This is a genomic window from Rhodopseudomonas telluris (assembly GCF_042432815.1).
GTDB lineage: Bacteria > Pseudomonadota > Alphaproteobacteria > Rhizobiales > Xanthobacteraceae > Rhodopseudomonas > Rhodopseudomonas telluris.
Genome location: NZ_JBHLWM010000012.1, coordinates 14626 through 31252 on the forward strand (window position 1 = coordinate 14626; position 16627 = coordinate 31252).

Annotated in this window: 16 protein-coding genes and 1 other RNA gene; 16 read left to right on the forward strand and 1 reads right to left on the reverse strand. The window is 65.5% G+C overall.

From position 1 onward, the window contains the following. Nucleotides 1–235 precede the first annotated feature (235 nt). Nucleotides 236–605: a transfer-messenger RNA gene (gene ssrA, locus ACFFJ6_RS23920) on the reverse strand. A 90-nt stretch (nt 606–695) separates the two neighbouring features. On the opposite strand from ssrA, the gene ACFFJ6_RS23925 reads away from it, so the two are divergent. From ACFFJ6_RS23925 to ACFFJ6_RS24000, 16 genes are all read left to right on the forward strand, one after another. Next, nucleotides 696–1286: a chromate transporter gene (locus ACFFJ6_RS23925; RefSeq protein ID WP_378392652.1), complete on the forward strand. Its 591-nt coding sequence runs from the start codon at nt 696–698 to the stop codon at nt 1284–1286. Continuing rightward, complete coding sequence (locus ACFFJ6_RS23930; protein ID WP_378392654.1) at nt 1283–1816, forward strand: chromate transporter; 534 nt, start codon at nt 1283–1285, stop codon at nt 1814–1816. Before ACFFJ6_RS23925 ends, ACFFJ6_RS23930 begins: the two co-directional genes overlap by 4 nt. A 74-nt stretch (nt 1817–1890) precedes the next feature. Then, nucleotides 1891–2391 carry a tripartite tricarboxylate transporter TctB family protein gene (locus ACFFJ6_RS23935; RefSeq protein WP_378392656.1) on the forward strand — a complete coding sequence of 167 codons (501 nt, stop codon included), beginning with the start codon at nt 1891–1893 and terminating at the stop codon, nt 2389–2391. A gap of 7 nt (nt 2392–2398) precedes the next feature. Continuing rightward, nucleotides 2399–3916: a tripartite tricarboxylate transporter permease gene (locus tag ACFFJ6_RS23940; RefSeq protein WP_378392658.1), complete on the forward strand. Its 1518-nt coding sequence runs from the start codon at nt 2399–2401 to the stop codon at nt 3914–3916. Between the two features lie 98 nt (nt 3917–4014). Beyond that, nucleotides 4015–5001, forward strand: a complete 987-nt coding sequence (locus ACFFJ6_RS23945; protein ID WP_378392660.1) for a tripartite tricarboxylate transporter substrate-binding protein — start codon at nt 4015–4017, stop codon at nt 4999–5001. A gap of 146 nt (nt 5002–5147) precedes the next feature. Next, entirely contained in the window at nt 5148–6152 is a 1005-nt protein-coding gene (locus ACFFJ6_RS23950; protein WP_378392662.1) for a tripartite tricarboxylate transporter substrate-binding protein, read from the forward strand. 139 nt (nt 6153–6291) lie between these two features. Next, on the forward strand, nt 6292–7086 hold the full coding sequence (locus ACFFJ6_RS23955) for a thymidylate synthase (RefSeq protein WP_378392664.1): 795 nt from the start codon (nt 6292–6294) through the stop codon (nt 7084–7086). Beyond that, entirely contained in the window at nt 7083–7622 is a 540-nt protein-coding gene (locus ACFFJ6_RS23960; RefSeq protein WP_378392666.1) for a dihydrofolate reductase, read from the forward strand. The genes ACFFJ6_RS23955 and ACFFJ6_RS23960 overlap by 4 nt, the downstream gene beginning before the upstream one ends. Before the next feature lie 153 nt (nt 7623–7775). Next, the gene (gene hflK, locus ACFFJ6_RS23965; protein WP_378392668.1) at nt 7776–8942 is read left to right on the forward strand and encodes an FtsH protease activity modulator HflK; all 1167 of its coding nucleotides are present in this window, start codon (nt 7776–7778) and stop codon (nt 8940–8942) included. Then, nucleotides 8939–9883, forward strand: coding sequence for a protease modulator HflC (hflC, locus tag ACFFJ6_RS23970; protein ID WP_378392670.1), 945 nt, complete (start codon nt 8939–8941; stop codon nt 9881–9883). The genes hflK and hflC overlap by 4 nt, the downstream gene beginning before the upstream one ends. A gap of 162 nt (nt 9884–10045) precedes the next feature. Next, nucleotides 10046–10246, forward strand: a complete 201-nt coding sequence (locus ACFFJ6_RS23975; protein ID WP_378392672.1) for a DUF2065 domain-containing protein — start codon at nt 10046–10048, stop codon at nt 10244–10246. Between the two features lie 283 nt (nt 10247–10529). After that, nucleotides 10530–12023, forward strand: coding sequence for a Do family serine endopeptidase (locus ACFFJ6_RS23980; protein WP_378392674.1), 1494 nt, complete (start codon nt 10530–10532; stop codon nt 12021–12023). Nucleotides 12024–12027: 4 nt separating this feature from the next. Continuing rightward, nucleotides 12028–12681 carry a class I SAM-dependent methyltransferase gene (locus ACFFJ6_RS23985; protein WP_378392676.1) on the forward strand — a complete coding sequence of 218 codons (654 nt, stop codon included), beginning with the start codon at nt 12028–12030 and terminating at the stop codon, nt 12679–12681. Between the two features lie 361 nt (nt 12682–13042). Next, a complete protein-coding gene (locus ACFFJ6_RS23990) occupies nt 13043–14119 on the forward strand; it encodes an ABC transporter substrate-binding protein (RefSeq protein WP_378392678.1) in 1077 nt (358 codons plus the stop codon). Nucleotides 14120–14146: 27 nt separating this feature from the next. After that, nucleotides 14147–15688: a sugar ABC transporter ATP-binding protein gene (locus ACFFJ6_RS23995; protein ID WP_378392680.1), complete on the forward strand. Its 1542-nt coding sequence runs from the start codon at nt 14147–14149 to the stop codon at nt 15686–15688. Nucleotides 15689–15698: 10 nt separating this feature from the next. Beyond that, a complete protein-coding gene (locus tag ACFFJ6_RS24000) occupies nt 15699–16625 on the forward strand; it encodes an ABC transporter permease (protein ID WP_378392682.1) in 927 nt (308 codons plus the stop codon). Nucleotides 16626–16627: the final 2 nt, after the last annotated feature.

Here is a 16627-nt window from a genome sequence, read left to right on the forward strand (position 1 = left end):
TGTCCTGTGCCTCGTCCGTCTGCCTTTGCCTCGCCCGGGCTCTGTCCGTCTGGACATTGTCCGTCTTGGCGCTGTGCCCGCCGGCGCCGTCAACACTGACCGGTTCCGTCCGACCCGACTCGCGTCTGCTCGGAGGATGCTACCTCGGCAGCGATCCGGGGTCAGCAGCCATTCGCTGCTGGATAACGGCATCCTGGCGCTGTCGATAGCGCTTGGGAAGCGCGGCGGGAGATTGAGTGGAGGCTTCTGTTGCCAGGTGCCTCCGAACCCCGCCTAACGGAGCTTAACCCGTTAGGACTTTAGACTTGGTCTTTCAAACTGCGTTACGCAGCCTGAGCAACCGGAGCATAGTTGTCGTTGGCAACTATTGCAGTAGCCCGATAACGGCGGAACAATACCGGGAAAAAGCGAGCCCTTTACGCCCTCGTCGATCCTGTTTCGCCCCCGCCGAAGCCCGCGCGATGGTGGTCGCAATCACGGGCTTTGGTGGAGGCGCCGGGTACTGCCCCCGGGTCCGAATGGTTTATTACGGCGGCCATTTATTTCCATAGTCGGGTTGCCCCGACGTTCCCAATATAGGGGGCGACGGGCGGAGGCGGAAGAGCATTCGCCGCAAATCCTCCGCGGTGTGCAGAACGGCCTGCGGCTCGCAAAAAGCGATGGCTCACCATCGACGGCCGTTCTACAGCTTCGCCATGGCCGATCCTTCTGCGGTTATTGCAGACGACGCGGCTCCGGTTCCGAGGCCGGGGCTGGGCGAGCTGTTTCTTGCCTTCGCGCAGATGTCGCTGGCGGGCTTCGGCGGAGTGCTGGTCTGGGCCAGGCGCGGCATTGTCGAAAAGCACCGCTGGATGACGGCGGATGAATTCAATGAGACCTTCGCGCTCTGTCACTTTCTGCCGGGCCCGAACATCGTCAACCTTTCGGTTGTGTTCGGCGCTCGCTTCCGCGGCATCCCTGGTGCCATCGCAGCGTTAACCGGGTTGCTCGCCCCGCCGGTGGTGATCGTCACGGCTCTGGCCGCGCTGTATGCCCGCTATGGTGAGATCGAGGCATTGCGTCGCACGCTCGCAGGTGTCACCTGCGTGGCGGTCGGCCTGTTGTTCGCCGTCGCGTTCAAGATGCTGCTGCCGCTGCTGCGCAAGCGTAACCCTGTGGCGCTGGCGTTGCTGGCGGCGGTGTTCGTCGCGGTCGGCGTGCTGCGGCTGCCGCTGCCGGCGGTGTTGGCGGTGATGGTGCCGCTCAGCATCGGTGCGAGCTACGCGATGGCGCGGCGTACCCGATGAGCGGCGAGGATTCATCACTCGGCTCGCTTGCCGCAACGTTCGGCTTGATGTCGCTGTTCGCGATCGGTGGCGCCAATGCGGCCGTTCCGGAAATCCACCGCGTCGTCGTCGATGTCCATCACTGGCTCACCGATCTGCAATTTGCCGATGCCTACGCGATCGCGCAACTGTCGCCCGGTCCGAACGTGCTGATCGTGACGCTGATCGGATATCAGGTTGCCGGCGTCGTCGGTGCGATGGTCGCGACGCTGTCGATGTGTGGCCCGACCGCGGCGCTTGCCTATTTCGTCAGCCGCGTGCTCGGCCGCTCGAGCCATTCGCCTTGGCCGGCAATCATTCAGGCCGCGCTGGTGCCGCTGTCGATCGGCCTGATGTGTGCGAGCGGTTTCGTCCTGGCGATGACCTCCGATCGGTCGATTGCTGCGGCGGTGGTGACGTTGGTCGTCGCGGTCGTGGCCGGGGTCACACGCATGAACCCGTTGTGGTTGCTGATCGCCGGTGGCGTTCTGGGTTTCGCTGGCGTTGTGTGACGAAAATGGGTAGGCAAGATAGCAATGCCGCCCACCAAACAATCGGGCGCGACAACGACAATGGGGAGGGTGTAATGAGCGAAGCGCAAAGCGAGCTCTCGGAGAAATCCGTATTTCCCAAATGGATTCGCGGGCCGCAGGATTTCGTCGGCGGTCTCGCGCTGGCGGTTGTCGCAGCCTTTGCGCTATGGGCGTCGAGTGATCTTCAGGGCATGCAGGGCTTCTCGTTTGGTGCCGGCACGGCGCCCCGGATCTTCTCCGTGTTGCTGCTCGGGCTCGGGCTGGCGCTGGCGGCAACCGGCGTGCTGATGGACGGCGCGCCGATGGCCAAATTCCATTGGCGTGGACCGCTCTTCATCGGCCTTGCAATCCTGTCCTTCGCTGCGACAATTCGTCCGCTCGGATTGATCATCTCCGCGTTTGCCAGCTTCCTGATCGCCGCCCTCGGCACACCCGAGACGCGTTGGAAGGAAACCATCATCGTCGGCATCGCGCTGACCGCCGGTTGCAGCCTGCTGTTCCCTTACGCGCTCGGCCTGCCGATGCCGCTGTATCCCAGCTTCCTGATGCGGTGAGTGCGCGATGCTTGATCTGTTCTCGAACCTCGCGCTCGGCTTCCAGGTCGCAGCCTCTCCGGTCAATCTCGGTCTCTGCCTCGTCGGAGCGCTGGTCGGCACGCTGGTGGGCGTGCTGCCGGGCATCGGCACGATCGCCACGGTGGCGATGCTGTTGCCGATCACCTTCGGCCTGCCGCCGGTCGGCGCCCTGATCATGCTCGCCGGCATCTATTACGGCGCTCAATATGGCGGCTCGACCACCTCGATCCTGGTCAACATTCCGGGCGAGGCCGGATCCGTGGTCACCGCACTGGACGGCTTCCAGATGGCGAAGCAGGGGCGCGCCGGCCCTGCGCTGGCGATCGCCGCCATCGGTTCGTTCTTCGCCGGTTGCGCCGCCACCGTGCTGATCGCGGTGCTCGGCGCGCCGCTGACGAAGCTGGCGCTGGCGTTCGGCCCCGCCGAGTATTTCTCGCTCATGGTGCTCGGCCTGATCTTCGCGGTGGTGCTGGCCAAGGGCTCGGTGCTGAAGGCGATCGCGATGATCGTGTTCGGCCTGCTGCTGTCGATGGTCGGCTCCGACATCGAGACCGGCGCGTCGCGGATGACTTTCGGCATTCCCGAACTGGCCGACGGCCTCGGCTTCGCTACCGTGGCGATGGGCGTGTTCGGCTTTGCGGAAATCATCCGCAATCTGGATACCGGCGCCGAGTCCGACCGCCAATTGGTGCAGAACAAGATCACCGGCCTGATGCCGACCCGGAAAGACCTTATCGATTCGGCGCCGGCGATCGGGCGCGGCACTATCCTCGGCTCGATCCTCGGTATCTTACCGGGTGGCGGCGCGGTGATTGCGTCGTTTGCTGCCTACACGCTCGAGAAGAAGATCTCGCGCCACCCGGAGCGCTTCGGCCGCGGTGCGATCGAAGGCGTGGCCGCACCGGAAAGCGCCAACAATGCCGCTGCGCAGACCTCGTTCATCCCGCTGCTGACGCTCGGTATCCCGCCGAACGCCGTGATGGCGCTGATGGTCGGCGCCATGACCATCCACGGCATCGTGCCCGGCCCACAGGTGATGCAGAAGCAGCCCGAGCTGGTCTGGGGCATGATCGCGTCGATGTGGATCGGCAATTTGATGCTGCTGATCATCAACCTGCCCATGGTTGGCATCTGGGTGCGGTTGCTCCGCGTGCCATATCGGCTCATGTTCCCGGCGATCGTGGTGTTCTGTTCGATCGGCATCTACTCGGTCAACAACGCGCCGATGGACGTGGTGCTGGCCGGTGTGTTCGGCTTGGTCGGCTATTGGCTGGTCAAGCACGATTTCGAGCCGGCGCCGCTGTTGCTCGGCATGGTGCTGGGGCCGCTGATGGAAGAGAACCTGCGCCGCGCTCTGCTGATTTCGCGGGGCGACGCGACGGTGTTCGTGACTCGTCCGCTGTCGGCGACGCTGCTTGCGATTGCGGCCGGTCTGCTGATCCTCGCCGTGCTGCCGTCGCTGCGGCGCAAGCGCGACGAGGTATTCGTCGAATCCGAGGGCTGAGCCGGCAACCTGCGGCGTTAAGCCACTCTGGCCGGCTGATAGTCGTTACGCTGTTGTTGCTCGCAACAACAATTCGACAGGGCAGGAGACGCCACGACATGAATTTGATTGCTCGATTGCTAAGGCTGGGCCGCTACACCCTCGCGGCAGGCGCCATTCTCGCGACGCCAGCGGTCGCGGCGGACTATCCGAGCCGGACGATCACCATGATCGTGCCGTTCGCCGCTGGCGGTCCGACCGATGTCATCGCGCGGATCGTCGCGCAGCACATGTCGACGACGCTCGGCCAGGCGATCGTGATCGAGAACGTGGTGGGCGCCGGCGGCACCACCGCCACGACCCGCGCGGCGCGCGCCAACCCCGACGGCTATACCATCATCACCGGCCACATGGGCACCCATGCGGCCGCCGTGCCGCTGTATCCGAAACTGGCCTACGATCCCCGGAAAGACTTCGCCCCGGTCTCCCTGCTGGCCGGCACGCCGATCCTGATCCTGGCGCGGACCGACTTTCCGCCCAAGGACCTCGCCGAATTCATCGCCTACGCCAAGGCCAACGGCGACAAGCTGAATGAGGCGCACGCCGGCGTCGGCTCGGTCTCGCACGTCTCCTGCCAATTGCTGAACTCGGTGCTCGGCATCAAGCCGACCGGGGTGCCGTTCAACGGTACCGGACCGGCCATGAACGCGCTGGTCGGCAAGCAGGTCGACTTCATGTGCGACCAGATCGTCAACGCCGTCCCGCAGATCAAGGGTGGCACCATCAAGGCCTATGCGATCGCGACCCCGGACCGCAACCCATCGCTGCCGGACGTCCCGACCACGACCGAGGGCGGCCTGCCGGCATTCAAGGCGCAGGCCTGGAACGCGATCTTCGCGCCGAAGGGGACGCCGGAGCCGGTCGTCGCGGCCCTGAATGCGGCGGCCGTGAAAGCGCTTGATGACGAAAACGTCCGGAAGAGGCTGCTCGATCTCGGTAGCGTCATTCCGGAGCGGTCCGAGCGGACGCCGGAGGCCCTCGGCAAGCTGGTCGAGTCGGAGATTGCCAAGTGGACGCCGGTGCTTAAGGAGGCCGCGGCGAACTGAGCCGCGCCTCAGCCCATCGCCCTGGCCGTCGGCGCCTGCCTGCGCGAAGGGCGGCAGGCGCGCCGGACAGCAGCGGATTTGTCCGATTCGATTGATTTCCGTCCGGTTGGTTGGATATCACCAACCCATTCAGCCGGAGACGGGACATGCTTGCGTTCGCGCGCGCGACGGCGCTGAGAGGCGTGGCGGCCCTGGCCGCCGTCCTGGCGTTTCCGCTGCTGCTGACTGCTCCGGCTTCCGCCCAGATCGCCAGCTATCCGTCGCGCCCGATCACGTTGATCGTTCCGTTCGCCAAGGGCGGTCCGACCGACGTGGTCGCGCGGATCGTGTCGGCGCAGATGGGCAAGGCACTCGGCCAGCCGATCCTGATCGACAATATCGTCGGTGCCGGCGGCACCGTCGGATCGCTGAAGGCTGCGCAGGCGACGCCGGACGGCTACACGCTGGTGCTCGGCCATATGGGGACCCACGCGGCGGCCGTCGCGCTCTACCCGAAACTCGGCTACCGGCCGGATGTCGATTTCGCGCCGGTGGGGCTGGTGGCGCGAATGCCGGTGCTGCTGCTGGCGCGCCGCGAATTCCCGGCCGCCGATCTCCGCGAGTTCATCCTCTACGTTCGTGCCCACCAGGATACGATCAATCTGGCCCATGCGGGGGTCGGCTCGGTGTCCTACACGGCCTGTACGTTGCTGAACCACCTTCTCGAGATCAGTCCGACGGGCGTGCCGTTCAACGGCACCGGGCCGGCGATGGATGCGCTGGTCGCCGGGCAGGTCGATTACATGTGCGATCAGATGGTGAATGCGGTGCTGCCGCTGCGCACCGAGGTGATCAAGGCTTACGTGGTCGCCGGCCCCGAGCGCGACCCGGCGGTGCCGTCGGTGCCGACGGCCGTGGAAGCCGGATTACCCAAGTTCCAGGTGGAGGCCTGGAACGGCCTGTTCGCGCCGAAGGACACCCCTCCAGCCGTCATCGCGATCCTCAACAAGGCGATCGTTCAGGCCCTGGATCAGCCCGAAGTGCGCGAGCCCATGATCGGGCTCGGCGCCATAGTTCCGGCTCCGGACCAACGCACGCCGGAAGCGTTGGCGGGGGTGGTGGGGAGGGAGGTGCATAAGTGGCGGATGGTGCTTAAGCGACAGGCGCCCTGATAAAGCCGTGACAAAGCCCCGGACGGGCCGATCTAGCCTTGTCGTTTGGGCCGATGGGGGTATTTTCAGCGGCGAGTCCGTCCATCCGGCGCCCTGAGCTGGGCGGTCGCGAGGATGGCGCCAGCCGCGAGCACCCCCGATGATCCAATACCACGACCTGCTCGAACGCATCCTCGCCGACGGCGCGGAGAAGACGGACCGGACCGGAACCGGCACACTGTCGGTGTTCGGTCACCAGATGCGCTTCAATCTCGCCGCCGGCTTTCCGATGCTGACCACCAAGCGGCTACCGCTGAAGGCCATCGTGCACGAGCTGCTGTGGTTCCTGAAGGGCGACACCAACATCAAATATCTGCACGACCACGGCGTCACGATCTGGGACGAATGGGCCGATGCCAACGGAGATCTCGGTCCGGTTTACGGGGCGCAGTGGCGGTCATGGCCGACCGCGGACGGCGGCTCGATCGACCAGATCGCGAACGTCGTCGAGATGATCAAGCGCAGCCCGGACTCGCGCCGGCTGATGGTCACGGCGTGGAATCCGGCCGACGTCGAGAAGATGGCGCTGCCGCCGTGCCACTGCCTGTTCCAGTTCTACGTCGCCAACGGCAAGCTGTCGTGCCAGCTCTATCAGCGCTCGGCCGACGTGTTCCTCGGCGTGCCGTTCAACATCGCGTCCTACGCGCTGTTGACCATGATGGTGGCGCAGGTCACCGGCCTCAAGCCCGGCGACTTCGTCCATACGCTGGGCGACGCGCATCTGTATTCCAATCACCTCGAGCAGGCGCGGCTGCAACTGACGCGCGCCCCGCGGCCGCTGCCGGTGATGTCGATCAATCCCGACGTGAAGGACATCTTCGGCTTCCGCTACGAAGACTTCACGCTGCACGGCTACGACCCGCATCCGCACATCAAGGCCGAGGTTGCAGTGTGAGTAGTGCGGCCGCGGCCTCGCGCCTGCCGATCGTCTTCGTCGTCGCCGTCGCCGAGAACGGCGTGATCGGGCAGGGCAACGCGATTCCGTGGCGGCTCAAATCCGATCTGCGGCGCTTCAAGCGGATCACGCTGAACAGGCCGGTGATCATGGGCCGCAAGACGTATCAGTCGATCGGCCGTCCGTTGCCGGGGCGTACTAACATCGTGATCACGCGGGACCCGGCGTTTCAGGCGCGCGGCGTGGTGGTGGCGCCGTCGTTCGAAGCCGCAGAGCAGGTCGCAACCGGCGATGCGCTGCGGCGTTTTGCCTCCGAGATCGTGGTGATCGGCGGCGGAGAGATCTACGCCCACTGGTTGCCGACCGCCTCGCGTATCGAATTGACCGAGGTGCATGCGAGCCCGGAGGGCGATACCAGATTTCCGGCGCTGGACCCGGCCGCGTGGGAGGAGGTCTCGCGCGAGCGGCATGCTGCAGGGCCCGATGATACGGCCGATTTCACCTATGTGACCTATCGACGCTGCGCCGCACGTTAACCTTGGCGGCGTCCGCCTTCGCATTGACAAACCTGTGTCAAGACATAGTTCGCGACGTGAGACGACGCGCGTTGTGCCTGCCCGGGCTGTCCCCTATAAAGCCGTGCACAAATAGTGGTCCGCATGATCGCCGGACCGCCGAGGAGATTTTTGATGCCGTGGAAGAATCAAGGTGGAGGCCCGTGGGGTTCTGGTCCGAAGGGGCCGTGGGGCTCGGGGCCGCAATCATCGGGTCCACGGCCGCCTGATCTCGAAGACCTGCTTCGCCGCGGCCAGGACCGGCTGCAGCAGATGCTGCCGGGCGGGTATTTCAGCGGCCTCGGCATCGCTATCGCGGTGCTCGGCGCGCTGACGATCTGGGGTCTGTCCGGCTTCTTCCGGGTGCAGTCCGAAGAGCTCGGCGTGGTGCTGCGGTTCGGCAAGCACGTGCGCACCGTGCAGCCGGGTCTGAACTATCACCTGCCGTATCCGATCGAGACCGTGCTGCTGCCGAAGGCGCTGCGCGTGTCGACGATCAGCATCGGCATGACGCTGATCAGCGATCCGGCGCGGCGCGGCACCACGGTGCGCGACGTGCCCGAGGAAAGCCTGATGCTGACCGGCGACGAGAACATCGTCGACGTCGACTTCACCGTGCTGTGGCGCATCAAGCCCGACGGCGTCGGCGACTTCCTGTTCAACATCCAGAATCCGGAAGGCACCGTGAAGGCGGTGGCCGAGAGCGCGATGCGCGAAGTGATCGGCCGCTCCAACATTCAGCCGATCCTGACCGGCGCCCGCACCACGATCGAAACCGGCGTGCAGGAGCTGATGCAGAAGACGCTCGACAGCTACGGCGCCGGCGTCCTCGTGCAGCAGGTGCAGATGCAGAAGGTCGATCCGCCGCAGCAGGTCATCGACGCGTTCCGCGACGTGCAGGCGGCCCGCGCCGACCTCGAGCGCCTGCAGAACGAAGCGCAGACCTACGCCAACCGCGTCATCCCCGATGCGAAGGGCCGCGCCGCGCAGATCATCCAGAACGCCGAAGGCTACAAGGGGCAGGCGGTCGCCGAGGCCAAGGGCCAGAGCGCACGCTTCCTCGACGTCTATGAGGAATACAGGAAGGCTCCCGACGTGACGCGCGAGCGCATCTATCTCGAAACCATGGAGCGTGTACTCGGCCCGGCCGAGAAGCTCGTCTATGACCCCGGTTCCGGGCCGAACTCAGGCCAGGGCGTCGTGCCGTATCTGCCGCTCAGCGAACTGAGCCCGCGCCGTCAGCAGCAGGCCCCGGCCGCGCAGACGCAGCAGAACCAGCAGACGCAGGGAGGCACCCGATGAGAGCGGGTATCGCGGGTATCGTCGGCCTGATCGTTCTCCTGGTCGTCATCATCGTCGGCTGGTCGTCGCTGTTCACCGTCCGTCAGACCGAGCAGGTGCTGCTGGTTCGCCTCGGCGAGCCGGTGCGCGTGGTCACCGAACCGGGCCTGCACTTCAAGGCGCCGTTCATCGACTCGGTGATCAGCATCGACAAGCGGATCCTCGACCTCGAAAATCCGTCGCAGGAAGTGATCGCGTCGGACCAGAAGCGGCTCGTGGTAGACGCCTTCGCGCGCTACCGCATCAAGAACGCGCTGCGCTTCTACCAGAGCGTCGGCTCGATCCCGGCCGCCAACATCCAGCTCACCACGCTGCTCAACGCGGCGCTGCGCCGCGTGCTCGGCGAGGTCACCTTCATCCAGGTGGTGCGCGACGAGCGTGAAGGCCTGATGCAGCGGATCCGCACCCAGCTCGACCGCGAGGCCGAAAACTACGGTATCTCGGTGGTGGACGTCCGTATCCGCCGCGCCGACCTGCCGGAGCAGAACAGCCAGGCCGTGTATCAGCGGATGCAGACCGAGCGTCAGCGCGAGGCAGCCGAGTTCCGCGCCCAGGGCGGTCAGAAGGCGCAGGAGATCCGCTCCAAGGCGGATCGCGAAGCCACCGTGATCGTCGCCGAAGCCAACTCGCAGGCCGAAGAGATCCGCGGTTCCGGCGATGCCGAGCGTAACCGTCTGTTCGCCTCGGCCTATTCGAAGGATCCGGAATTCTTCGCGTTCTACCGGTCGATGACGGCTTACGACAACGCGCTGAAGAGTTCGGATACCCGCTATCTGCTGCGGCCCGATTCCGACTTCTTCCGGTTCTTCGGAACGGCCGGTGGCCGCGCCGCAGGCTCGACGGCTGCGGCTGCTCCCGCCGCGGCCCCGGCAGCGCCGACGGCTCCGGCCGCACCGCGCTAGCGACACGGTTGCGAATAGCTGTCGGGCGGGAATGCGTTTTGCGTTCCCCCCGGCGGTCGATTAGAACAGCCGCAAGACGAGGGGCGCGGGCCGCAGGGTCCGCGCTTCTTCTTTAATCGGAGCGCCGGCGGTCCAATCCGCCGGCCGGGAGGAGCAAGTCGCATGAGGTCTTTCGCGTTCGCCGACCTCCTGATCGGGGTAGGTGTGCTGTTTGTGCTGGAAGGCCTGATCTTCGCCGCAAGCCCGAGCTGGATGCGGCGCGCCATGAAGAGCGCGCTCGCCACACCCGACAACGTGCTCCGGGCCGTCGGCCTGACCTCCGCCGTGCTCGGCCTGTTGCTGATCTGGTTGGTCCGCCACTGAACTGCGGCTCGCGTTCTACAGCGGACGCCTCGGGCTGTTTGTGCGGTCCCCGTTCTCACCCTCAGTTCCCGCGATCGCGTTTGCGCCAGATGTGGGGCACCCGGCAAGCCTTTGGCTTTCAACGCCATCGTGAGCCAGGGCGTCTGCATTTCGCCGCAATCGGTGCCGCGGATAGAGTAACTTCACGCGATTCCGATGCTTGCGCCGGGCCCCGGACCGGGCGCAGTGTTCTCAGATGGCCGCGCCGGATGGCGCCGTGCCTCCTTCAGGAGACGTCCCGACCATGTCCGCTGCGACCCACGCTTTCGGCCTTCGCATCAGGCCCCTGCTGACGGCCTTGTGCCTCGGTGCCGCCACCGCATTCACGGTCGCGCCCGCTCAGGCGCGTGGACCCGAGGGCATCGCCGATGTCGCCGAGAAGGTGATCGACGCGGTGGTCAACATCTCGACCACACAGACCGTCGACGCCAAGGGCTCGTCCAGCGAGGGCAACAGCGCCAAGCCGAACCTGCCGCCGGGCTCGCCGTTCGAGGAGTTCTTCGACGACTTCTTCAAGAACCGCCGCGGTGGCAAGGATGGCGGCCCGCGCAAGACCAATTCGCTCGGCTCCGGCTTCATCATCGATCCGTCCGGCATCGCGGTGACCAACAACCACGTGATCGCCGACTCCGACGAGATCAACGTCATCCTGAACGACGGCACCAAGATCAAGGCGGAGCTGGTCGGCGTCGACAAGAAGACCGACCTCGCGGTGCTGAAGTTCACCCCGCCGGCCGGCAAGACGCTTACTTCGGTGAAGTTCGGCGACAGCGACAAGCTGCGGCTCGGCGAGTGGGTGGTGGCGATCGGCAACCCGTTCTCGCTCGGCGGCACGGTGACGGCCGGCATCGTCTCGGCCCGCAACCGCGATATCAATTCCGGCCCTTACGACAGCTACATCCAGACCGACGCGGCGATCAATCGCGGCAATTCCGGCGGTCCGCTGTTCAACCTCAATGGCGAAGTGATCGGCGTCAACACGCTGATCATCTCGCCGTCGGGCGGCTCGATCGGCATCGGCTTCGCGGTGCCGTCGAAGACGGTGGTGGGCGTGGTCGATCAGCTGCGCCAGTTCGGCGAGCTGCGCCGCGGCTGGCTCGGCGTCCGCATCCAGCAGGTCACCGACGAAATCGCCGAAAGCCTCAACATCAAGCCGGCGCGCGGCGCGCTGGTGGCCGGCGTGGACGACAAGGGCCCGGCCAAGCCGGCCGGCATCGAGCCGGGCGACGTCGTCGTCAAGTTCGACGGCAAGGACGTCAAGGAGCCGAAGGATCTGTCGCGCGTCGTGGCCGACACTGCCGTCGGCAAGACTGTCGACGTGGTGGTCATCCGCAAGGGCAAGGAAGAGACCAAGCAGGTCACGCTCGGCCGGCTCGACGACGGCGCCAAGCCGCAGCCTGCCTCGGCGAAGTCGCAGCCGGAAGCTGACAAGCCGGCGACGCAGAAGGCGCTCGGCCTCGATCTCGCCGCGCTGTCGAAGGACCTGCGCGGCCGTTACAAGATCAAGGACAGCGTCAAGGGCGTGGTCGTGGTCGGCGTCGACAACGGCTCCGACGCTGCGGAGAAGCGGCTCGGCGCCGGCGACGTGATCGTCGAGGTCGCGCAGGAGTCGGTAGCGAACGCCGCCGACATCAAGAAGCGTGTTGACCAGCTCAAGAAGGACGGCAAGAAGTCCGTGCTGCTGCTGGTCTCGAACGGCGAGGGCGAGCTGCGCTTCGTGGCGCTCAGCCTGCAATAACGCGATGGCCAAGGCCGGCCGGCCCGCGCTGGCGGTCGATTTCGTCGGCGGCGCGACCGGCTACAAGCTGCGAACCGGCGCGGCGCGCAGCCACGCGCTGCTCAAGGCGACCGGCATGGCGCCCGGACGGGCGCTGACCATCATCGACGCCACCGCCGGCCTCGGCCGCGATTCCTTCCTGCTCGCCGCCATGGGCGCCACGGTGACGCTGATCGAGCGCTCGCCGCAGGTCCACGTGCTGCTCGCCGAAGCTCTCGATGCGGCCCGTGCAGAAAGCCCCGAGCTCGCCGCCATCGTCGCCCGCATGACGCTGCTGCACGGCGACGCCCGCGAATTGCTGCCGACCCTGCAGGCCGACGTCGTCACCGTCGACCCGATGCACCCGGAGCGGACCAAGACCGCGTTGGTCAAGCAGGAGATGCGGCTGCTGCGGGATATCGTCGGGACTGACCCGGATATGACCGAGCTGATGCAAGCGGCGCTCGCCGCGCGCTGCAGCCGGGTGGTGCTAAAATGGCCGCTACGGGCCGAGGCGCTGCAGGGAGTACGGAAGCCGTCGCATCAGATCCCCGGCAAGACCGTCCGCTATGATGTTTTTGTTCAGCCGCGCTTAGTTGGGCCGGACAACTCCCGCGCAGACGGCTCGCTCACCTCCTGAGCGGAGCATGGTCTCCGCCCGCCGATAGTAAGCGGTACGCTCTTCACCCGTGCGCTGCACATTGGCTTGTTTCACCGCAGCGCAGCGTATTTCAGGTGCGACTCGCGCGCGCATGTCTCTTGACGTTTGCTGCGACCTGATAACAATACGAAACCGAAAACGAAAATAACGAACGGGGAGGTGCGGGTTTTCCCGCGATTGCGCCACTCAGGCACCGCTGAGGCTCTGAACTGCTGTCCGTACTGAACGTCTCCAAAGGCGGGCAGGCGTGACGTCGGTGATGGGCTGCCGCGTGCTCGGCTGCGCGCTCGACGTGATGACTCGCGCGCCCTGGACGACAGAGTGACCAGGGGGGAAATCCATGAAGAGATTTGCGCGCGGGATGGTTTCGCTGGCGGCAGCTGTGCTCGTCAGCAGCGTAACGTCGATCGGGGCTTGGGCCCAGGACGTCCAATTGTTGCCGCCCGGCCTGATCGAGCCGTCGTCCAAAGAGATCATTCCGGAAGGCAAGTTCAAGAAAGCGCCGCCGTGGAAGATCGGCCTCGCCTTTCCGGGCGTCGGTAATACCTGGATCGTACAGATGCTCCAGGAGATGAAATACGAGGCCTCGCTCAACAAGAACATCGGCGAGTTCACGGTGCTCGAGGCGGATTGGAAGCCTGCCAAGCAAGTCGCCGACATCGAGGATCTGATGGCGCGTAACGTCGACCTGCTGATCGTCGCGCCGATCGCATTCCCGGTGGTGGCCGCGCAGGTGGACAAGGCCGTCGCCAAGGGCATTCCGGTGGTGGTGTTCGGAGCCAGCAACGGCGAACTCAACGGGACCCTCGAAGTATTCGGCGGCGGCGGTGCGTTCGGCCGCGTCGGCGGCGAATTTCTCGCCAAGGAGCTGAAGGGGAAAGGCTCGATTTGGGCGGTGCGTGGCGTCGCCGGTGTCGGTGAGGAAGTGCTGCGTTACGAGGGCTTCAAGAAGGCTATCGCGGGGACCGACATCAAGATCGTCGCCGAAGTGTTCGGCGATTGGAACTACGCGAAGTCGAAGCAGCTTTGCGAAAATCTGGTGCTCTCCGGAAAGCCGGTCGACGGCATCTGGTTCTCCGGCGCCGAAATGACCCGCGCCTGCATCGAAGTTTTCAAGGAGGCGGGCAAACCGTTGGTGCCGATGACCGGCGAGGGCAACAACGGCTTCTTCAAGATCTGGAAGAGCTCCGGCGTCAAGAGCGTCGCCCCGGTGTTCACCCCGGGTCTCGGCCCGGCTGTGGTGCGGGCCTCGGTCGCGCTGCTCGAAGGCAAGCAGATGTACAAGGGCTACTTCTCCGATCCGGCGCCGATCACCAATGCGGACATCGACAAGTACTATCGGCCCGATCTGAACGACGCCTATTGGGTGCCGTCGACCTTGCCAGAGGCCAAGCTTAAAGAGCTGTTTGGCAAGTAAGCGAAACCCGGTGATCGAGTGTCTCACATGACGTTGCCTGATCGGGCACACGAGGTCGTTGTCGCGCGCGGAGTCTCCGTCAGTTTCGGCGCTACGAAGGCCCTGCGGGAGGTCTCGATCACCGGTCACGCCGGCTCGATTCACGCCGTCACCGGTGAAAATGGGGCTGGCAAGTCGACGCTGATGAAGGTGCTGGCCGGAGTCTATCAACCCGATGCCGGCGAAGTCGAGATCAACGGTCGCCGGGTTCGTCTGTCCGGGCCACGGGACGCCTTGAAGCACGGCGTATCCACCGTATTTCAGGAGTTCACGCTGCTGCCCAATCTGTCCGTCGCCGAGAACCTGTTTCTCGGCCGCGAACCGCGCCGGATGATGATGGTGCGCTACGGGCAGATGTTGAAGGATGCAGCGGCCCTGTTGGGGCGGATCGGCATCGATCTTGATCCTGAGCGGCCCGTCTCGGAGTTGTCGATCGGTGAGCAGCAGCTCGTCGAAATCGGCAAGGGCGTGTCGGCCAACGCGTCGGTATTCATATTCGACGAGCCGACGGCGGCGCTGAACAAGGTCGAGGTCGACAAGCTCGGCCAACTGATGCTGCAGCTTCAGCAAGAGGGCAAGTCGATCTTCTACATCAGCCATCGGCTGGAGGAGATCGCGCGCTGGTGCGACACCGTCACCGTGCTGAAGGACGGGCAGCACGTGCTCACCCGGCCGACGCGGGAGATGACGCCGAACGCGCTGGTGACCGCGATGGTCGGCCGTTCGATCCAGGATCTGTTTCCGCCCCGCGCCGTCAGCTTCGGCTCGCCGTTGGTTGAGGCGCGGGGGCTGCAGGTCCGTGCCGATCGCGCTGCAATCGACTTGACGCTGCGTCGCGGCGAGATCCTGGGCATCGCTGGCCTCGAAGGCCAGGGACAACGCGACGTGATGCGGTGTCTCGCGGGCGTTACGCCGCCAGTCGCCGGCGAAGTCCGCAAGGCTGCGGCCGATCGTGACGTGACGGAGGCGGTCGATCTCGGCCTTGGGCGCACCGAGAACGTGCGCCGGGGAATCGGCTTCGTGCCCGAGGATCGCAAAACCGAGGGCCTGTTTCTCGATCTGCCGATCGGCGAGAACTTGTCGCTGGGCATTCTGGCGATCCAACGCGCGCTGTCACGCGTGCGGATCAAGCGCGACCTCCTGAAGGCGCTGGCCAAGTCGCTGCATCTGGCCGCGACTGGTCTGTCGCAATCGGTCGGCAGCCTGTCCGGCGGCAATCAGCAGAAGGTGCTGCTCGGGCGATGGCTCACCGCCGGATCGAACGTGCTTTTGATCGAAGAGCCGACCCGCGGCGTCGATGTCGGCGCCAAGACCGAAATCTATCGGCTGCTCCGCGATTTCGCGGGCAAAGGGGGCGGCGTGCTGCTGACGTCGAGCGAATTGATGGAGCTGATCGGGTTGTGCGACCGCATTCTCGTCATCCGCAACGGCGCCTTCGTCGGCGAACTCGATGGCAAGCTTGCGAGCGAAGAGGCGATCCTGAATCTTGCGCTGCCCGGCGGCACTCCGTCTCATCATCATGCGGCGTGAGGGCGGTGCCATGACTCGCGTCTTCAATCCACGCTTCGGCACCTCGCCGATCAGCTTGGGCATCCCGATCGTCGTGTTCATCTTCCTGATTTTCGCGGCGCCGCATTTCACCAGCGGCGAGAACCTGTCGAATCTCGTCAATCAGATCGTGGTGCTGCTGATCGGCTCGCTCGGCCAGCTCGTCGTCGCGCTGGTCGGCGGCATCGATCTGTCGATCGGCAGCCTAGTCAGCCTGACCAGCTGCGTGCTGTCGACCCAGGACAGTCTTGTCACCGCCATCCCGCTGTGCATCGGCCTCGCCGTCCTGGTCGGCACCATCAATGGCGTCGGCACCGCGGTGTTCGGCGTGCATCCGTTGATCATGACGTTCAGCATGGCGACGTTTCTACAGGGCGTCGCCTATTTCATCCTGCCGGCGCCGAGCAGTGCCATTCCGGCCGGCCTACAGTCGCTCGCCAAGGCCAATATCGGCGGCGCGCCGATTGCGCTGGTCTGGTGCATAGCCGCTATCGGCGTCACTTATGTGCTGCTGCGTCGCAGCCAGCTCGGGCTGCATCTCTACGCCATCGGCGCCAGCCCGCCCAATGCGCATCTCAACGGCCTCCGCGTGGTGCCGTCGACGATTGCCGCCTACGTTTTCGCCAGCCTGTCGGCGGTGTGCGCCGGACTTTTCCTGTCGGCGCGCGTCGCCTCCGCCGACCCCACCATGGGCGGTCCGCTGGCGCTGGATTCGATCACGGCGATCGCGCTCGGCAATGTTCAGCTCAGCGGCGGCGTCGGCGGCGTGCTCGGCGCCGTCACCGGGGCCCTGACTCTGGGGCTGCTTGCCAACGGCATGAACCTCATGGGAATCTCTCCCTTCGTCCGCAGCGCCTTCACCGGCGTGCTGCTGCTGGTCGCGATCTCGCTGCAGAAACGAAAGGTCATTGGGCTGTGACT

Coding starts and splice junctions, on each gene's coding strand:
- ACFFJ6_RS23940 (WP_378392658.1), top strand. CDS start 2,399: ATGCTTGATCTGTTCTCGAACCTCGCGCTCGGCTTCCAGGTCGCAGCC.
- ACFFJ6_RS23925 (WP_378392652.1), top strand. CDS start 696: ATGGCCGATCCTTCTGCGGTTATTGCAGACGACGCGGCTCCGGTTCCG.
- hflC (WP_378392670.1), top strand. CDS start 8,939: ATGAGAGCGGGTATCGCGGGTATCGTCGGCCTGATCGTTCTCCTGGTC.
- ACFFJ6_RS23975 (WP_378392672.1), top strand. CDS start 10,046: ATGAGGTCTTTCGCGTTCGCCGACCTCCTGATCGGGGTAGGTGTGCTG.
- ACFFJ6_RS23955 (WP_378392664.1), top strand. CDS start 6,292: ATGATCCAATACCACGACCTGCTCGAACGCATCCTCGCCGACGGCGCG.
- ACFFJ6_RS23930 (WP_378392654.1), top strand. CDS start 1,283: ATGAGCGGCGAGGATTCATCACTCGGCTCGCTTGCCGCAACGTTCGGC.
- ACFFJ6_RS23985 (WP_378392676.1), top strand. CDS start 12,028: ATGGCCAAGGCCGGCCGGCCCGCGCTGGCGGTCGATTTCGTCGGCGGC.
- ACFFJ6_RS23950 (WP_378392662.1), top strand. CDS start 5,148: ATGCTTGCGTTCGCGCGCGCGACGGCGCTGAGAGGCGTGGCGGCCCTG.
- ACFFJ6_RS23990 (WP_378392678.1), top strand. CDS start 13,043: ATGAAGAGATTTGCGCGCGGGATGGTTTCGCTGGCGGCAGCTGTGCTC.
- ACFFJ6_RS23995 (WP_378392680.1), top strand. CDS start 14,147: ATGACGTTGCCTGATCGGGCACACGAGGTCGTTGTCGCGCGCGGAGTC.
- ACFFJ6_RS23980 (WP_378392674.1), top strand. CDS start 10,530: ATGTCCGCTGCGACCCACGCTTTCGGCCTTCGCATCAGGCCCCTGCTG.
- ACFFJ6_RS23945 (WP_378392660.1), top strand. CDS start 4,015: ATGAATTTGATTGCTCGATTGCTAAGGCTGGGCCGCTACACCCTCGCG.
- hflK (WP_378392668.1), top strand. CDS start 7,776: ATGCCGTGGAAGAATCAAGGTGGAGGCCCGTGGGGTTCTGGTCCGAAG.
- ACFFJ6_RS24000 (WP_378392682.1), top strand. CDS start 15,699: ATGACTCGCGTCTTCAATCCACGCTTCGGCACCTCGCCGATCAGCTTG.
- ACFFJ6_RS23935 (WP_378392656.1), top strand. CDS start 1,891: ATGAGCGAAGCGCAAAGCGAGCTCTCGGAGAAATCCGTATTTCCCAAA.